The sequence below is a fragment of the Sedimentitalea sp. genome, from assembly GCF_039973035.1.
Lineage (GTDB): Bacteria > Pseudomonadota > Alphaproteobacteria > Rhodobacterales > Rhodobacteraceae > Sedimentitalea.
Window position 1 is genome coordinate 69,929 of record NZ_JBDWLR010000085.1, and the last position, 15,930, is coordinate 85,858.

A 15,930-nucleotide genomic window follows, 5' to 3' on the forward strand; every position below is an offset into this window, starting at 1 on the left:
TGAGGGAAGGGTCAATAATTTGGGGAGAGGCTTCGAGCGATTGACTGACATTGCCTGCATAGATCTTTTTTGTGGAGCTGGAGGCTTGACCCGGGGGCTCCAGAACGTCGGCGTGAACGTCGTCGCCGGGGTCGATGTCGATCAGGCCTGCAAACACACCTTCGAAGTCAATAACGATGCGAAGTTTCTACTCGAAGACGTCAGCGAGTTGTCGCCCGAGATACTGAACGATCATTTTGGAGACGCGTCCATTCGGGTGCTCGCAGGGTGCGCCCCGTGTCAGCCGTTCTCGACCTACTCGCAGCGCTACGAAACCGTCGGCACGCCGCGTTGGGGCCTGATGTATCACTTCGCGCGCTTGGTCAAAAACACGCGCCCCGAATTCGTGACCATGGAAAACGTGCCCACGGTGATCAAACACGACGTCTACAAGGACTTCGTTCGAACGCTCGTGAATCTGGGCTATCACGTCTCGAGTGGCGTCGTGGATTGCACGAAATATGGGCTCCCGCAGACCCGGCGCAGAACCGTGCTCTTGGCCTCGCTGGACCGAACGATCGACCTGATCGCCCCACCCGAAGACGCAATGCGCACGGTTCGAGACGCGATCGGCACCATGCCGGCACTCGAACAGAGCCAATCATCCGAAGATGATCCGCTTCACACGGCCGCAAGCCTTTCGGATCTGAACCTCGAACGTATCCGTGCGTCCCGACCCGGAGGCACCTGGCGGGATTGGCCGCCAGAGCTCGTCGCCGCATGCCACCGTAAAGACAGTGGCCGCACTTATCCTGGCGTCTACGGTCGAATGGTCTGGGACGCACCTTCACCGACGATGACGACGCAGTTCTTCGGCTTTGGCAATGGTCGCTTTGGCCATCCAGAGCAAGACCGGGCAATTTCATTGCGCGAAGGCGCTATTTTACAGGGGTTTCCACTCGATTATTCTTTCGTTCCCGAAGGATCCCCTATTCATTTCAAGACATTGGGGCGCATGATCGGCAACGCCGTTCCGGTCACCCTCGGAGAAATCATTGGACAGAGTATCTTGGCTAGTCTCGACGAGACCGAACAACCGACGAACAGAGAAGACGATCATGAAACCGAGCGGGGGTGTGGTGAAACCCTCGTCGCCTGAGGCTTCGGCTCGACTGGCACGCGTCCGACAGAAAGACACGGCGGCGGAGCTCAAACTGAGACGCACGCTGCACGCGCGAGGACTGCGATACCGCCTTCACGTCCCACTTCTCGAAAAACCACGTCGCGTCGCGGACATCGTCTTCAGGCGTAGGAAGCTGGCCATCTTCGTCGACGGCTGCTTTTGGCATGGCTGTCCCGAACACGGCACGAGTTCCAAGAGCAATGCCGATTTCTGGCAAGACAAGATCGAGACGAACAAGAAGCGCGATCTCGATACCAACCAACGCCTCACCGAAGCCGGGTGGCGTGTCTTACGGGTCTGGGAGCACGAAGACGTCGAGGACGCGGCGGACAGGATCATGGAAGCATTGGAGTTCGACGCATGACATCGATAGTGGCCGCATCCGGCGAACGCACCATCTCCTTTGCGCCTCCGGAAGTCGGGCAATTGGTCGACGTTCGGCGACGTCAATGGATCGTGGCCGATGTCGATAGCAGTTCCCTTCGCCCCGGAGCGCCCAAGCAGAGCCGTGTACGCCTGGCCTCGATCGACGAGGATGCGCTCGGTGAAGAGCTCGAGGTGATCTGGGAGTTGGAGCCCGGCGCTCACACCTTGGAGCGCGCCGGTCTGCCGACGATGACAGGCTTCGACGATCCAGACGATCTGCAAGCCTTTCTCGACGCCGTAAGATGGGGAGCTGCCACGAATGCGGATCGCGGCTATCTGCAGTCGCCGTTTCGAAGTGGTGTCAGTATCGAGGACTATCAGCTGGACCCGCTGGTGCGGGCCATCGACATGGCGCGTACGAACCTCCTCATCGCCGACGACGTCGGTTTGGGAAAGACGATCGAAGCCGGCCTCGTCGTTCAGGAAATGCTTCTGCGCCACCGTGCGCGCACCTTGCTCGTACTGTGCCCTGCCTCACTCCAGGAAAAGTGGCGTCTCGAAATGGAGGAGAAGTTCGGGCTCGAGTTCAAGATCGTCGACACGGACTACGTCAAGGCTCTACGCCGCAAACGTGGGCTCCACGCCAACCCCTGGACGTCCTACCCTCGGTTGATCACGTCGATCGACTGGGCGAAGCAAGGCGAAGGATTGCGGCTCTTCAAAGATGCCATTCCCGCCCATATCGGGCATCCACGCAAGTTCGATCTCATGATCGTCGACGAGGCCCACAACGTTTCACCGACGGTCGGGAAATGGGCCGTGGAAAGCCTGCGAACACGGTTGGTGCGCCTGATCGCCCCGCATTTCCAACACAAGCTTTTTTTGACGGCGACACCCCATGACGGATACACCGAGTCCTTCACGGCTTTGCTCGAACTTCTGGACGACCAAAGATTTGCCCGCAACGTTCTTCCGAACGAGACACAACTGTCTCGCGTGATGGTCCGTCGCCTCAAGAGCGACTTGGTCGATGCGAACGGAAAGAAGATCTATCCAGAGCGTCGTCTCGAAGCCCTCGAAGTCCAGTATTCCGAAGAGGAACGCGCAGCTCGCAGGCTTCTGGACGACTACATTGCTGAGCGGACGGGCAACGATGCAGGGGGACACGCAGGCGCCTTTGTCTACCAACTCCTCAGAAAACGTCTCGCGTCATCACCGGCAGCCTTCGCAGCTACCCTCGAAAAACACATCGAGACGATCGAAGGCCGCAGACGGGTCGAGCGCAAATCGAGCAAACTCGATGAGCGGATCCTCCGGCGTGCGATAGACCGCACACGGGAAGACTATGACGATGACGACCTTCGGGAGACCGTCGAGAGCGAGGCACTGGAAGAAATCGGACGCCGGCTGCGTCCCCCGACGGAAACGGAAAGCCGCGTTCTCGCCAAGCTGAGCGGTTGGGCAAACGGCGCGCGGCATCGCTCCGACGCCAAAGCCGAATCCATTCTCGAGTGGTTGGAAAGCCATCTGAAGAAAGACGGGGAATGGACCGAGGAACGCGTGATCCTCTTCACCGAGTATCGCGCCACGCAAACCTGGTTGCAGGAAATCCTCGTGAGCCATGGTTTCGGTGGAGATCGACTGCGCATGATCTTTGGAGGGATGGACAAGGACGAGCGCGAGGAAATCAAAGCCGCATTCCAAGCCGATCCGTCCCGATCACCCGTTCGGATCCTGCTCGCAACGGACGCAGCTTCCGAAGGGATCGACCTCCAGAACCATTGTCATCTGATGATCCATCTCGAGATCCCCTACAACCCGAACGTCATGGAACAACGCAATGGCCGCATCGATCGACATGGGCAGCGTGCAGATGAGGTCGTCATTTGGCACCCCGTCGATGCCGACGGCTCTCACGGCCAGGATATCCTGAAGGCCCTTCAAAAACTCGATACGATGCGCGCCGATATGGGCAGCGTGAACCCGGTGATTGCCCCACAGCTGCCAGACTTGCTGGAAGGCCGCCGCAACGCGCTCGATACGACGCTCGCGGAGGCACGCATCGCGCGATCGAAGCAATTCGTGCGGGCCGAGAAAGATCTCGGAGAGCGCGTGAAAAAGCTCCACGACCGCTTGACGGAAACACGCGACCTGCAACGGTTCTCACCTGAAAACGTCGAACGATGTGTGCGAACGGCCCTGCGTCTCGCGGATTGGCCGGATCTCGAGCCCGTCTCTCTCCAGCGCGCACCGGACGGCACCACGTTCCGAATGCCTGCGCTATCGGGATCCTGGCAACGCTGTCTCGAAGGCCTTCAGCATCCGTTTTCGGGCGAGGTCCGCCCGATCACCTTCGATCATGACGTCGCCAAGGGCAGAGACGACGTCGTGTTGGTGCACCTCAACCACCAACTGGTGCAAATGAGCCTGCGCCTCTTGCGTGCTCAGATCTGGGCGCGTGACGACGTCAAGAAACTGGAACGTGTGGCCGTGCGCTCGCTACCAGATGATCGTTTGTCCGAACCCGTCGCCCTCGTGGTCTCAAGGCTGGTCGTCATCGGGGGCAACCATCATCGCCTCCACGAGGAGCTGACGGAAGCCGGTGGATACCTTCGCGCGCAGGGCTTCCGGCGCGAAGACCGGGTGTCAAACGTCAGATCTATGCTCGACGACTCTCGTCCGGCCGAGGTCTCCGAGGACATAGCGCGCATGATCACCGAACGTTTCGACACTAACCGAGATGCATTGCTCGCATCCGTCGAAGCCCGTTCGAAAGATCGTTTGAGCAACCTGCGCAATACGATCGACACGAGACGTAAACGAGAAATAGCAGATATCCAGAAAGTCCTCGACGAGCTGGAACGCTCTCTCGAAGACGAGCTGAAAAAAGAAAAAGAACCTCAGCAGTTGTCGCTCTTCAGCGAAGACGAACGGCTGCAATTGACGCGTGACATCTCCGCACTCGAGGCACGTCTGGCACGCATACCCGAGGAACGCGAGAGCGAAACCCGCGTTATCGAAGAGCGCCACGCCAATGTCGCCGAACATACCTTCCCGGTGGCCGTTCTGGTCATCCTGCCCGAAAGCATGACGAAGGGAGCCGTCCCATGAGTGTCGATCTAGACTGGCTGAACCTTCTCGAAGTTTCGGGACCTTTTCTCGCCGAACCAGTTTTGAAGCAGGCCTTCCCGGATGGGTTGGATTTGCTCGACCAAGGCGTACCTCAAAGACTGAGGGCGACCTATGACGAATGGCGCAATGCCGTCGACCTCCGCGATCCAGATCTTTCTCTCTTTCATGAGGCTTGGATCGACGAGGTCCTGACCGGGGCCTTGGAATTCGACGAGACATGCATTCGCAAAGGATCAGAACTTCCCGATACCGCGAAGGCCGATCTCCCGGAGCACGGCGTGCATCTCGAAGCCGACATCTCGATCGTCGATCCCTCGAAACCCGATGTTCCGCTTCTCCTCATTTCGACTTATGCACCCGACACTGATCTCGACGCTGTCTTTGAAAAGGATGGATTGGCGGCATCGCCGGCCGATCGCATGGTGACGCTCTCTCGGCGGACGGAATGCCCGATCGGTCTCGTCACCAACGGTGAGCGTTGGATGCTCGTTCATGCGCCCTCTGGATCCGTTGCCGGTTACACGAGCTGGTATGCGCGCCTCTGGGGTCAGGAGCGGGAGACCCTCCGCGCCTTCGTGAGCCTTCTGGGTATTCGCCGCCTCACTGGCCCTGAGGAAGACGCTCTGCCAGGCCTCTTCGAGCGCTCCCTTGCCCATCAGGGTGACGTGACCGATGCCCTGGGAGGGCAAGTCGCTCAAGCCATCGAAGTGCTGATGCGTGCGCTCGATCGTGCCGACCAAGACCGAAACCGCGAGCTATTGAAGGGCATTCCGCCCGAAACGATCTACGAGGCCGGGCTGACGCTGATGATGCGCTTGGTCTTCGTACTATCTGCAGAAGAACGTGGGCTCCTACTTCTTGGTGACCCAACCTACGACGCCCACTACGCCATTTCGAGCCTCAGAGCCCAACTTGCAGAAGAAGACGCCAAGGTCTTGGAACATCGCATGTCGGCGTGGTCTCGGCTCCTGGCGACGTTTCGTGCTGTCTATGCCGGCATCGGACACCCGGATCTCCACATGCCTGCCATGGGTGGCTCGCTCTTCGATCCGGATCGCTTTGAATTTCTAGAGGGCCGCAAGAGGGGCACGACTTGGCGGACCGAGCCCGCCGATCCACTGCCGATCGACGATCGGACCGTTCTCTTGCTGCTCGAAGCCATCCAAACGTTCAAAGGTCGAACGCTCTCTTACCGCGCGCTCGACGTCGAGCAGATCGGGCATGTCTACGAGGGTCTTCTCGAACGGACCGTGGACCACGTCCATGGCGTCACGTTGCAGCTGAAAGCAAGTACCAATGTCGGGACATGTCTGTCGACGCTTCGCGAACTCGAAACTGCACATGAAAGCGGGCAAGACGCGCTGATCAAGCTTCTCCAAGACAAGACGGAACGGAGCCCAAGCGCAATTGGCACTGACTTGTCCGAAAACGCTGACCTAAGTGACGTATCGGGCCTGTTGTCCTCCTGCCGCGGCGACGCGGCGCTGAGAGATCGCATCCTGCCCTTCGTGCGCCTCATCGAAACCGACCCTTGGGGCTTCCCTCTCGTTCACCACAAGGGTGCAATTGTCGTCGTGCACGGATCGGATCGCCGCGAAACCGGAACGCACTACACGCCAAAGAGCCTCACCGAAAAGATCGTCGAAGAGACACTCGACCCCGTCGTCTATCGCGGTCCAGCCGAAGGCGTTCCCCGAGCCGAATGGCAGCTCAAGACGCCTGCGGAAATCCTCGACCTCAAGATTTGCGATCCGGCTATGGGGTCTGGTGCATTCCTAGTCCAGGTGTGCAGGTGGCTTGCGGAACGGCTTCTGGAATCCTGGGCAAGCGAGGAGGACAAGGGTCGGCACATAGACGTGGAAGGTCACGTCTGGGAAGATGCCAACGACGTTTCCGAGCCGCTTCCTCGCGACCCCGAGGAACGCGCCACACTTGCAAGACGCATGATTGCAGAGAAATGCCTCTATGGCGTCGACATGAACCCGCTGGCGGTCGAACTTGCGAAACTGTCGCTGTGGCTGACGACGCTTGCAAAAGGTCGACCCTTCGGCTTCCTCGACCACAATCTCAAAAGTGGCGACAGCCTGCTTGGGATCAGCAACCTCGAACAGCTGATCGAACTCGACATCAACCCTAAGCAGAGGGGGCAGTTGCGCCTCTTCGGACGGAGTATTCGCAAGTCCGTCGAAGACGCTACCGAATTGAGGTCTCGCCTGCGGGAGATCCCGGTCCGCGACATCACGGATGTCGAAGCCATGGCTCGGTTGGATAGCCAGTCACGTCGCACTCTGGATCTGCCCAAACTGGTTGGGGATGCATTCGTCGGGGGAATTCTGGCCAACAAGAAGGTCGCGGATCGCGATGCGCGCATCGAAACAATCGCTGCGCTTTCGGACGATGCTGCGGCGGAAGACGCGAGCGCAATCGTAACACTAGAAAACCTGGCGAGCGAAGACCTCGCGAAGGACGAGCCGAATGGGCGGCCGCGTCGGCCGTTTCATTGGCCTTTGGAGTTTCCAGAGGTGTTTGGCCGGGAGAATGGTGGGTTTGATGCGTTTGTGGGCAATCCCCCTTTTGCTGGTGGCAAGCTCATTGGTCGACGCTTGGGTATGGCCTACCAAGTATACTTGGACATTGTTCGCAACGGCGTAGTTGGTGCCGCTGATCTATGCACATATTTCTTTCTACGGTGTTTCGCGCTACAAAATGCTGAAGGTTGCCTTGGGCTTATCGCAACAAAGGCAATCTCGGAATCTGGTTCTCGAAATGTTGGCCTTGACCAAATCTTGAAACTTAGCGGCGTAGTTTTCCAATCAGTCACTGACATGCCTTGGCCAGGAAATGCTTCTGTAGTTATTTCCATCGTATGGATTTCCAAACAAAAATGGCATGGCAAAGCAAGTTTGAATGGAAAGCTAGTCGGCAAAATCAATGGAGCTTTAGAGGAAGATTCTGGACTTCGCGAACCAGTGAAACTCAAAGAGCTGAAGAATTACTTTTCCGAAGGTCAAAACGTTATGGGAAAGGGATTTGAGCTAAATGAAAACAATCGCCGTCAAATGATTAATCAAGATCAAAGGTGTGAGAGAGTGATTTTTCCGCTTTACAATGGTCAAGATCTCAATTCGATGCCAAAAATGAATCCATCACGTTGGGCGATCTATTTTCGAGACTGGCCCGAAGAAAAAGCTAGGGAATATCAGGCCGCTTTTTCAAAATTGGAGGAAGAGGTTAAACCATATCGCGACTCACTAACTGGTCAAATACACCAAGATTGCTTTTGGAAGTTTTGGGATCTTCGGCCGAAATTGTTAGAGGAGTTTGAGAAGAAAAAAAATGTTCTCGCCATTGCATCCGTTACCAAGCACGTGTGCTTTAGGAGAGTAACAACACATGCGGTTTACAATACCCAAATCAAGGTGCTTTTCTTTGATGGCTGGAAAGAGTTTGGTATTCTTCAGTCTTCCCTTCATGAGGCTTGGGTCCGATGGCGCAGCGGGAAACTGGGGACTTCAACACTAAGATATTTCACATCCCGCGTTCTTGAAACCTGGCCCATGCCTGCGTTCAACAATGATCCACTTCTCGAAGTGACGGCTAAGGCGTACCATGACGCCCGGGAAGATTATCAAAATGCACATGAAATTGGACCAACCGCATTCTACAATTCACTGAGCGATCCTCACGAAGAAAACTCCAAATTAAATGATCTCAGGGATCTGCAAATCAAATTGGACGTCGCCGCTCTGCGAGCCTACGGTTGGGATGATATCAGGCTTGAACATGATTTTAGAGAGGTGACTTACCTACCGCAGAATGACCGATTGCGCTTCACAATCTCAGAAGATGCCCGTCGCGAAGTGCTTCACCGCCTCGCAGAGCTGAACCGTGAACGGTATCAACAAGAAGTCGAACAAGGCCTTCACGGCGACGTTGACCAGCCTAGAAAAAAGACCCCGGCTGCTCGCAAAAAGAAGCAAGCTGTCGCATCGACACCAACGCTGGATCTGGCCCCACCAGCTCCTGCAACAACGATTGAAAAGCCCAAAGTCGAGAAGCCTGAACTTCCAATCGAACGACTCTACAATTGGCTTTACAATCAGAATGGCAAGTGGGTGCCAAAGAAGCAGGCCGCCTCGGCCATCGGAATCGCGCCGGAAGAGTTCGAGAAAGCCGTCCGTACACTTGTTGCCGACGATGATTTGATCGTGCGAGGCGAAGGCGAAGAGACGCTCCTGAAAGTCAAAGGCTGATCCATGGCGCGGATCGTACACAGCGAAGACATCGCCAACATTCCAACCAGGAACGGTTTCAACACAGATGAACTCGTCGACAGCTTTTTAAAGAACGAGTTTGGAAATTCGAGGGATCAAATATGAGCGACGAACTATCAGGACCGATCGGCCAAATGTCCGCCTGGGTCGCCCGTCCCACCGTACCCTCCCTTTCCGATTACGTTGTGGATGTGGTCACGCCCGCGGGCTCCAAAACTGCAGTCAAGGGAGGCGATTGGGCACTGGTCCTTGATGAAGACGAGATCCGAAAGGTAGGGCGTATCGTTCGCGTTCGTCAGGACCTGAAGGGCACTTCGATCTATTTCGACAAAATGCATGCGGTCGCGACAGCCATTGCCCCCTCTGATATTGGCCTGACACCCTCGTCTGCACCTATCTTGCGCGTTGGGTGGGGCGACTTCACTGGCAGCCTATCCAAGCTCGGAATTTCAAGACTGGATGACGTTCCTACGGTCAATGATCCCGTTTATGTCCGTGACCTCCTAGAGGTGTCCGTCCGAGACGATCTCTTGGGCCCCGCCGGTGGGCCCGAGGAATTGATTGTCGATATGAGCGTCAGAGACCGATACCTCGTCGGCAAGCTGGCCCCGCGGAACCCTGGTCCCAGTGAAGGCCCAACGATCGAACCGGCTCAGGCTGCTGACGAAATCGGTGATCTCGAGGACGAACACGAGGCTCCCATTCATGAACCCGGCGCCGAGTTTTCCGGAGTGTCGGGCAAGGTCGACGCCGAAGCAGACGCCCACGATGAAATCGATACATCGAACAACCAATCCCTTGTGCCTTCCAGCTTCGGCATGACTTTTTGCGTCGAGCCAGGCGCGGAAGAGATCCAGGTCGAAGCGCATTGGGGAAGTTACGAACGTATCCCGGGTGACGAGCACGATATTACCAAGAAACGGAAAAACAGGCAGACCGGCGCAGAGGAAGAAGTCAAAGCTCGAGTTTGGCGCAGAAATCCGTTTGGAGGGTCGAAGAAGCTACGGCTCAAAGACGGCCCAATCAAACCCATCCTACCTGATGACGCTCAACCCGAAGTGCGCATTCAGGGGATGGTAAGAACCAACCAAGACGGCGAGCGCCTCGTCACGCTCTTCTTGGTCAATGGCCAATTGGAGCCGGAGCAGAACAAGGACACGGCATGGGTATTCCAGCCCCAGCTTGTCGTGACATCTGCTGCTGCAGATCCCGGAGATGCCGTTTTCCGGCGCCGGCCCTCTGGGGATGCATTCGTACAGGACCCCGAGCGTGATCGCCTGGCGCTCATCTATCGAAACCGTCTCGAGTTTGCCGTCGGACACGGTGTCTCTGTGCATGCTGATGTAGATACCGTCGATCCATCCAAGGCTCATGTCATTCGGTCGGAACTGATCCCACGTCAGGAAATCCAAGTCACCGAGACCCCAGGTCTGCGAGTCGAAGACCGAAAGGCCATGCGTCAATTGGTGGAGAATGGTTGGCTCGACATGACCAAACTCTCTCAGATGGACGAAGTTGAACTGCGTACCGCCCTTTCGTGCCTCCTGGACGACCACTCGAAATGGATCAGCGAACAACAGGCACGACTTGGAACGGAAATCAAAGGCTTCGACGGTCCAGGAAACGATGTGATCGACAGCTGTAGAGAAACGAACCAGAGACTTCGGGAAGGAATGGAAACGCTCTTCAAAGACCCCGATGCACTCGAAGCCTTTAGGTTTGCCAACCGCGCCATGGCACTGCAGCGTGTCCACAGCATCTACGCCCAACAACGCCGTCGCGGCAACGATGCTAAAGTTGCCAATCTAGATATCCCAAAAAACAGATCATGGCGCGCATTTCAGTTGGCGTTTCTTTTGCTATCAGTGCCGTCACTTGCGGATCCCAGACATCAGGATCGGACCGCTCCATCAGATGCGTTTGCGGACTTGCTTTGGTTTCCGACGGGCGGTGGCAAAACGGAGGCTTACCTTGGGGTCGCAGCTTTTGCGATGGCAATGCGCCGCCTCAAACCTGATCTGGGCGGCCTGGATGCCTCGCGCGGCCTTTCCGTAATCATGCGCTACACGTTGAGGCTCCTGACTCTACAGCAGTTTCAGCGGGCGACAGCCCTTCTTTGCTCAATGGAAGCCATCCGTCTCGGAGAAGAAACGAAATGGGGCAGTACACCCTTTACTCTCGGCCTATGGGTCGGAAATCGCGTCACACCTGGAAATACGAAAGCCGCAAAAGATGCACTGACGAAACTCAAAGGCGAGGGATTCAACAAGGCGGGTTTGGCCTCTCCTGCCCAATTGACCAGTTGTCCTTGGTGTGGTTCGTCCATTCTCCCTGGACGTGACATCGAAGTCGACACCGATGTCGGCAGAACGACGATCTACTGCGGAGACAAATTCAATCAATGTGAATTCTCCAAAGGCCGGTCCTCAAAGCGCGTTCATCCCGGACTACCAGTCAACGTCGTCGATGAAGAAATCTACCACAGACCGCCGACGATGATGATCGCTACGGTCGATAAATTCGCGATGATGGCCTGGCGCACCGAGGCTGGAAATTTGTTTGGACGGGTCAACGAAGAGTGTGAGCGGCATGGCCTACTTTGGCCAGGTCACGAATGCAAATCTGGGCATCACAAAAAGGGGAAATTGCCACCTGCGAGCGTCGTGCCGACAGGCCGAATTCGACCGCCTGATCTCATCATACAAGACGAATTCCACCTGATCAGCGGTCCCCTCGGGACGATGGTCGGGCTATACGAAACTGCCGTCGATGAACTGAGCAGTTGGGAAATCGATGGGAAAAAAGTTCGCCCGAAGGTCGTGGCCTCGACAGCTACGGTTCGACGTGCAGAAGACCAAGTCAAGAACGTCTTTATGCGCAAGGTTTCGATCTTCCCCCCATCGGGCCTAGACGTCGAAGACAATTTCTTTTCGGTGCAGCGATCGATCGAAGACGTGCCTGGGCGCCGCTACGTCGGCATTTGTGCTCCGGGGAGTTCACGACCTGCTGTGCTTATCCGCGTATACACGGCATTCTTGACCGCGTCGCAGTGGCTATACGAACGCTTTGGTCCAGTTGCCGACCCCTATATGACTCTGGTCGGATACTTCAATTCGCTCAGGGAATTGGGCGGAATGAAGCGCCTAGCCGAGGACGACGTACAAACGCGTTCATATCGCGTCGCCATGAGCTTGGTGCAAAGGCCAGGCTTGGCACAAAGATCGATCGGGCAAGTCAGCGAGTTGACCTCGCGTGTTTCTAGCCAAGACATTCCAAGATATCTGGATGATCTCGAACTTACCTTCAAAGGGTCGATCGACCCGACCTCCAAGCTTTGGGGCACCGAATGGCAAAAAGGTGAGCGCCCGACGGATGTCGTCCTCGCGACGAACATGTTGTCGGTCGGTGTAGACGTCGATCGCCTCGGCTTGATGGTCGTCAACGGTCAGCCCAAAGGAACGGCCGAGTACATCCAGGCATCAAGCCGCGTCGGACGATCGGCGAGTGGGCCTGGGCTTGTCGCTTCGGTCCTGACGTGGGCTCGTCCACGGGATTTGTCTCATTATGAAAGTTTCGAACACTTTCATTCGACGTTCTATCAATATGTCGAGGCCCAATCCGTCACGCCATTTTCACCTCGTGCTCTGGATCGTGGCCTGACGGGTTCGATGGTCTCCATTCTTCGTCACGATCACAATGACTTTAGGTCCAATACGGATGCAGGCGAGATGACGAGTGCAACACTTCCGGAGTTCGCCGAGACGAGAGACACGATCACGTCTCGCACCTGGGAAGCCACCGAAGACCCTCTTCGAAAAAAGCTCTGCGAAAAAGAAATCAACGCGCGAGCAGACGACTGGGCAAAGGAGTCGGGAGTCGGTGGAAGAACACTGGTTTACAAAAAAAGGGGCGGAGCTGCCGGCGGAACCGACAAGCAATTGTTGGATGAGCCAGGTCTGACCTCGTGGCGCATGTGGACGGCGCCAATGTCGATGCGGGAAGTTGAGCCAGGAGTCAGATTGATCATGTCCAGTGCCAAGTCTTCCGCCGATCCAGAATGGCGCGCTCGCGTCAAGCCAAAGGATGAGGGAGACGAGCAATGAATACGCCCGTAGGTGAAATCCGCCCAAGCCAGCTCCTTTGGACATATGGACCCGGAGCCTTGATCGATCTGCCGAACATTTCTGTGGTGACGCAGGGTATCGAAAAATGGAACGTAGATCACGGAGATCAAGTGCAAGAGGCACGGCTCTTGAGTGCTGTTCGAAAAGTGCTGGGCCCCCAAGTTCAGTCCCTCAACATGCCCCCCATGCCCGATACGCCACCAACGGACCCGTTCTCGGCGACGGCAAAGATCGGCGTACCCGTAAAACCGTTCCCCAGATGGCTTCGTTGCGTGAAATGCGGACTACTGTCCCCTTTCGACAGTGGTCTGTTCGAGCTCAGAGAAAATGCGTACAAACCCGAAGCCACGCGTTTCGTTCATCCAAAATGCAAGGGCGGTCGCGATGCGGATGCCGTTCCAGCGAGGTTCCTGCTTGCTTGCCGCGCAGGGCACTTGGATGACTTTCCTTGGCATTGGTTCGTCCACGGAGGACCGAGCTCCTGCAAGGGCACTTTGCGGTTCTATGAGAGTGGCGCTTCTCTCCAAACCGAGAATCTTTGGGTCAAATGTGACGAATGTGGCGCTGCGAAGAACATGGCGCAGGCTTCTGGTAAGATCGGAAACGAAAATCTTCCCGCCTGCCGCGGACGTCATCCTCACCTCGACTTGTTCGACGCCAAGTGTGACGAAGCGCCCAGGACGATCAACCTCGGCGCTACGAACGGATGGTTCGCCGTGTCACTTTCGGTGTTGGCGATCCCGCAAACTGGCAATCCAGTCGAACAGATCGTAGTAGATGGATGGAAGTTCTTCGAAAAATGCAATTCGAAGGACCAACTGGAACCCATCTTCGATACATTGAAATTGGGTGGGATGTTACCGGGCCTGGAACGCTTCGAACTCGATCAGGTCTGGGCGGCAATTGAGAAGTATCGGTCAGGTGACGACACCGAAGACCAAGACGATCTAAAAGCGCCGGAATGGGAAGTCTTGTCCTCCGACAACCCGCCGAAAGACTACCCACACTTCATGAGCGAGAAAGTCGGTGTTCCCAGTGGCTTTACCAATGTGATTGATCGGGTTCTCCGTTTGGAGCGGCTGCGTGAAGTCAATGCTCTCTTGGGCTTCACTCGGGTCGAGTCTCCCGATGAAGGCACTGGCGACCAAGCTGCACCCAGAGCACCATTGTGTCGAAACGCACCAGATTGGATTCCCGCCTCCGAAGTTCACGGTGAAGGCATATTCTTGAAATTCAAAGCCGATGCTTTGGATAAGTGGGCCCAAAAACCGTCGGTGAAGGCACTGGATCAGAAGCTTCGAGTTGGCAATAGAGGCTGGCGGCTAAAGCGGAATCTCGACCCAGATCAGGGCTATCCCGGGGTCAGATATTTGATGCTTCACACCCTCGCTCATTTGTTGATCAGGGAACTGGCGCTCGAGTGCGGTTACAATGCGGCAAGCATAAGAGAACGAGTGTATGCAGATGTCGAGGATGGGCGCGATCAAGCCGGGTTCTTGATCTACACGGCGGCGGCCGACTCCGATGGGACACTTGGTGGCCTCGTCGATCTGGGAAAGCCCGCCAACCTCGGCCCAATCATCAATCAGGCGCTAAAGCGTGCAAGGGTATGTGCCTCTGATCCACTCTGCTCGGAACATGACCCTGGAAAAGATCAATCGCTTCACGGTGCGGCTTGCCATGCGTGCAGCTTCGTGGCCGAGACCTCCTGCGAATGTGGAAATCGATTCCTGGATCGGTCTTTGGTCGTTCCGACTTTGGAAACTCCAGACGCTGCATTCTTCATGGATCTATCGTGAGCGTGCTTCTGGACAGAGCTTATGACTTGGCGACTTTGCTGCCGCCATCGAGGATCTCTGCGATCGCAAAAAAGATGGGGGACTTGGACAAGTCTGCAAAGATCGATCAAGTCTTGTCGTCGGTCACTTCAGGCACGGCTCGTGATAGACTTGAAGAGTTTCTGAAGGCATGGCGAGAAAGCTCGCTTTCGGGGGGAGAGGCAGGATACCTACTCATTGCATCCAGCCATAGCCTCAATAGGGCGAACGATGAGAACCAAACCGAGTTGGTTCTGACAGGACCGACGACACCATTCGTGGCCACACGAAGAACGGAACGCGTGATACTCGACGTGATCGCTAGCGCCCAATCGGAGCTATTCATCGTAAGTTTCGTCGCACATGAGAGGCCTTCAATTCTGGAAGCCTTGAAGAAGGCGGCCGACAAAGGGGTTCGAGTGAATGTAGTCTTGGAATCCTCGGTGGACTCTGGGGGCACTTTGGAAAGTGACCAATTCATTGGTTTGAAGGCAGCATTGCCAGACGCGACTTTCTACCATTGGACAGCCCGAGACGGGATATTTGCCGGGGGTAAAGTACATGCCAAGATTGTCGTCTCGGACCAAAAGTCCGCTTTTCTGACGAGTGCCAACCTTACAGGTCACGCCATGGAAAGAAACATCGAGGCTGGCGCGTTGTTTCGTGGCGGCGATACGCCGCGTGACGTCGCTCGACATTTACGCGGTCTGATTGATCTGAAGATCCTCACCAGACTCGACGATTGAGGACCTCCGGATTCGCAGTGAGATCCAAGCTTCCGCTCGCTCGGATCGACGTGCGTCACCATGGGACGTTCTTGGAAAAAGACCTGAACATTGATTCGTTTTGGGTCCGACTTTTTGGATGATCAACGGCGACAGGTTCACGAAATCAGGCCAAAATGTAAGATTCTGTATAAACCATTTATATGGTTTGAATTTTTTCCTTGCGTTTAACCGATGGCACTCCCATCTCTTTTCCACCCACCGTTCATTGCCAGCTTTGGCATCTGAACGACGGGGCGAACGGCGACGACTGCGCCGTTCGCAGATCAG

Annotated in this window: 7 protein-coding genes; all 7 read left to right on the forward strand. The window is 56.1% G+C overall.

Annotated elements, in window-relative coordinates; genetic code table 11:
• Nucleotides 1-40 precede the first annotated feature (40 nt).
• The 7 genes from ABJO75_RS20890 to drmC all read left to right on the forward strand — a co-directional run bounded on the left by ABJO75_RS20890 (nt 41) and on the right by drmC (nt 15,621).
• The gene (locus ABJO75_RS20890) at nt 41-1,138 is read left to right on the forward strand and encodes a DNA cytosine methyltransferase (protein WP_348133980.1); all 1,098 of its coding nucleotides are present in this window, start codon (nt 41-43) and stop codon (nt 1,136-1,138) included.
• Complete coding sequence (locus ABJO75_RS20895) at nt 1,098-1,526, forward strand: very short patch repair endonuclease (RefSeq protein WP_348133749.1); 429 nt, start codon at nt 1,098-1,100, stop codon at nt 1,524-1,526. Before ABJO75_RS20890 ends, ABJO75_RS20895 begins: the two co-directional genes overlap by 41 nt.
• Nucleotides 1,523-4,639 carry a DISARM system SNF2-like helicase DrmD gene (gene drmD / locus ABJO75_RS20900; protein ID WP_348133752.1) on the forward strand — a complete coding sequence of 1,039 codons (3,117 nt, stop codon included), beginning with the start codon at nt 1,523-1,525 and terminating at the stop codon, nt 4,637-4,639. Before ABJO75_RS20895 ends, drmD begins: the two co-directional genes overlap by 4 nt.
• A complete protein-coding gene (locus ABJO75_RS20905; protein ID WP_348133755.1) occupies nt 4,636-8,913 on the forward strand; it encodes a type IIL restriction-modification enzyme MmeI in 4,278 nt (1,425 codons plus the stop codon). The genes drmD and ABJO75_RS20905 overlap by 4 nt, the downstream gene beginning before the upstream one ends.
• 122 nt (nt 8,914-9,035) lie before the next feature.
• Complete coding sequence (gene drmA, locus ABJO75_RS20910; RefSeq protein WP_348133757.1) at nt 9,036-13,037, forward strand: DISARM system helicase DrmA; 4,002 nt, start codon at nt 9,036-9,038, stop codon at nt 13,035-13,037.
• Nucleotides 13,034-14,857 carry a DUF1998 domain-containing protein gene (locus ABJO75_RS20915; protein WP_348133760.1) on the forward strand — a complete coding sequence of 608 codons (1,824 nt, stop codon included), beginning with the start codon at nt 13,034-13,036 and terminating at the stop codon, nt 14,855-14,857. Before drmA ends, ABJO75_RS20915 begins: the two co-directional genes overlap by 4 nt.
• Nucleotides 14,854-15,621 (forward strand): DISARM system phospholipase D-like protein DrmC, encoded by a 768-nt coding sequence (gene drmC, locus ABJO75_RS20920; protein ID WP_348133763.1) that lies wholly within the window; start codon nt 14,854-14,856, stop codon nt 15,619-15,621. The genes ABJO75_RS20915 and drmC overlap by 4 nt, the downstream gene beginning before the upstream one ends.
• The last annotated feature ends 309 nt before the right edge of the window (nt 15,622-15,930 follow it).